The organism is Moorena sp. SIO4E2 (assembly GCF_010671945.1).
Taxonomy (GTDB): domain Bacteria; phylum Cyanobacteriota; class Cyanobacteriia; order Cyanobacteriales; family Coleofasciculaceae; genus Moorena; species Moorena producens.
Genome location: NZ_JAAHIE010000747.1, coordinates 1 through 2,994 on the forward strand (window position 1 = coordinate 1; position 2,994 = coordinate 2,994).

A 2,994-nucleotide genomic window follows, 5' to 3' on the forward strand; every position below is an offset into this window, starting at 1 on the left:
TCCCTGGCGACTGCTATAACTCTACTCCCGACTCCCGACTCCCGACTCCCTACTCCCGACTCCCGACTCCCGACTCCCTACTCCCTACTCCCGACTCCCGACTCCCGACTCCCGACTCCCTACTCCCTACTTCAAGCAACAATCTTTATTTCCGTCCAGGTAATTATCGTGGTGGTAGTTGAGTACCAACTTGCCGACCAAAAGCACCAGTATTGTGGGTTTGACAATAGACTTTACCCTGCCCTTTAAATCGGCAAACCAGCCCTTCTCCACCTAGAAAAGCACCAATCCAGCTAGAGCCAGGTTTAGTAATCTCAAAGTTCAGGCTTTTTTCAAAGGCAACAATATGACCGGTGTCAACGATATACTCACCTTCCACTGGTACTTCATAAATTGCCCCAAATGAGTTCAGCAATACAGAACCATAACCACTAATAGTCAACCAAAAAATTGATTCGCCAGAAAACAGGGACTTAAAACCTTGAAAGCCTAAATCAATATCAACACCTGATTCACTGGCAAGATAAGAAGTCGCCTGCACTACCAACTCTTGACCATTCATTTGATAAACTAAAATATCACCTATGAATTTGGGCGCTAGAAAGATTTCGCCACCACCAACAGGAGAGCGAAAAACACTTAAAAACAGTGATTCACCACCTACCAAGCGTTTTAATCCACCAAAAATACCACCTCCTTTACCTTGTCGTAAAGTAGTGCTGGCATTGATGTAGCCACTCATGGCAATCATACAGCCTGCTTCTGCCACGAATTCTTGATTTTCATCCAGAACAACGCGAGCGATCGCACTATCTGGTTGATGTAATAGTTCTATTTCCATTTTTATAACGAAATTTAGGAAGGATAGTGTTAAAGATGTAGTGGTTTGGCTACGGTATAGTAAAGGATTAGGAAGCTAAACCTTAGGACGTAAATACTTGACTAAACCATCAACACTACGAGACTGTAGATAAATCTCACCCTGACCCCTGAGCCGATTCACAAAGCCTTCTCCAGAAGTTACAGACCCCAACAAGCCACCAGCTAACCCAATATTCATCATAATTCCTGGTTCATAGGCCACTAAATGACCAGTATCAACAATAAATTCCCCATTAATGTCCTTGCGAGTAAGACCACCATAAGCACCAAAGAAAACTGTGCCCTTACCACTGACTTTCAGTTTAAATAGTCCTTCACCAGAAAACCAACTCTTAAAACCTGCCCACCGAACACCCAGCTTAACCCCAGTAGTATGGCAAATATAAGCACCGGGTTGAAAACACAGACTGCGTTCTCCTAATTCCACACCAGCAATATCGCCAATTATGGACTGAGTAAGAACTAGGTTCAATGGTTGCTGAGTCTGATTGCTAAAGGTATTGACTAATAAAGACTCTCCACCAAAGAATTTCTTGAGCAAGCCAGAGAAGAAGCCACCAGAAAATTGAGTTTTCATGGTAAGCTGAGCATCCATACTGGTCATTGCCCCTGCCTCAGCAGTGATACTCTCACCAGGATCGAGAGTGACAAAAATTGCTGCAAAGGCCGGCTTGTAGCGAATTTCATATTTCACTGTCAGATCTCCCGTTGCTGAGTGATAGGAATATTACTATTCTGGCAGAAAATTTTCTGCTGTCCAGATTTCTTTAATAAATTTAAGCAAACTCTTTATTTGCATTAATTCATAATAAGTTTGATTTTCATAGCTCACATTATCTTCCCAATCAAGGAAAAGAGTTGGGAGTTGGGAGTTGGGAGTTGGGAGTTGGGAGTTGGGAGTTGGGAGTTGGGAGTTGGGAGTTGGGAGTAGACAATTCTCCCTGCTCCCTGTTCCCTGTTTCAATATTTAATATTATATCAGGATAATTACTCATAAAACACCATTACCCTTGAAACCTTACTCCTTTACTTCTCCCTTCTTCCTTCTTCCCTCTGCCTTCCTTTCGCGCCTTGTGTAACTATTCAACCGGACATGATCTAATCCCTGAGAAATAGCCTTAATCTACTACGGAATCTTGGCAAGCGCCACAATGTTTACAGTAAGGTAAATATTTGTAAGTAATATTGTGGCAACTTTGGCATTCAACATATTGATAATAACCGCAGTGGGGACAGTAGTGATCATCGGGTTTAATTTTCTTGGCACAATTGATGCAGAGTAATTTTTTGACTCTGCTAGCTGCCTGAAGTTTAGGATTAAATACAATTTTTTGAAAAAACTTGATAATTCCAAAACCAATCAATGGAATAAACAAGATATAAACATAACTGACTAGGAAAAGTAACCTGCCGAAAATTTCACTAATTATATCAAAGATAAATTGAAAGATAGCGCCAACTTGAAGGAACTCAAAGATTCTAAAGATTAGGGGTATAAAAAATATTACCAGCAAATGCCAGCTAATCAGCGCGATCAGTCCATATCCTCTTCGTTGAGTAAATTTATGAATGGATAGGGCGATAAAAATCAGCGGCAGCAGAAAGAGCGATTGAAAAGCAAATTGGATACTTGGATACCAGAAAGATGCCTGTTGATAGTTTTTGCGGATTGTCTTAAATTTATTCTCATCCTTAATAAAATCTATAAAACTAACACTTTCCGGTCTGGAAAGTAGTTCATTTTTAAGATTATTAATTTCCTGTTGAAGTCTAGAAATATTACGATTATTTTGCTCTAACTTTTGTTTGGCTTGTTCAGCACTGACTTGATTAATTGATTGCTGACGAGATTGACCGGCAATTTTTTCTAAGAGTGTGGAATCATATTGTTCACGAATGGTGTTATTAGCCCGTTTAATGGTACTTATTTTTGATTTTTTTTGGTTAATAGCTTTTTCAGTTTTCTGGTTTTCGGGATTGTTAATATTATCTTTGTATTCTGCATACTTCAAACAGGTTGTAAAAACTTTACCCAGATGTCCTTCTTCAGCTTGTTGATAGGATTGTTTAAAACTAGTTGATCCCAATGAACGGCTAATAATGTTATAGTCT

General features: G+C 39.8%; 4 protein-coding genes and 1 pseudogene. 1 reads left to right on the forward strand and 4 read right to left on the reverse strand.

Annotated features, from left to right (window positions below; all coding sequences use genetic code 11):
- Positions 1 to 182, forward strand: a pseudogene (locus F6K37_RS36450) (hypothetical protein); the annotation flags it as partial.
- Here the strand turns inward: F6K37_RS36450 and F6K37_RS36455 are convergent.
- From F6K37_RS36455 to F6K37_RS36470, 4 genes are all read right to left on the reverse strand, one after another.
- Positions 164 to 841, reverse strand: coding sequence for a TIGR00266 family protein (locus F6K37_RS36455; protein WP_008183420.1), 678 nt, complete (start codon positions 839 to 841; stop codon positions 164 to 166). The pseudogene F6K37_RS36450 and the gene F6K37_RS36455 sit on opposite strands and share 19 nt — an antisense overlap.
- Before the next feature lie 75 nt (positions 842 to 916).
- Positions 917 to 1,576 carry a TIGR00266 family protein gene (locus F6K37_RS36460; protein WP_287255858.1) on the reverse strand — a complete coding sequence of 220 codons (660 nt, stop codon included), beginning with the start codon at positions 1,574 to 1,576 and terminating at the stop codon, positions 917 to 919.
- A 151-nt stretch (positions 1,577 to 1,727) separates the two neighbouring features.
- A complete protein-coding gene (locus F6K37_RS36465; RefSeq protein WP_287255860.1) occupies positions 1,728 to 1,877 on the reverse strand; it encodes a hypothetical protein in 150 nt (49 codons plus the stop codon).
- A gap of 123 nt (positions 1,878 to 2,000) precedes the next feature.
- On the reverse strand, positions 2,001 to 2,994 hold a 994-nt coding region (locus F6K37_RS36470), incomplete at its 5' end, for a hypothetical protein (protein ID WP_287255861.1).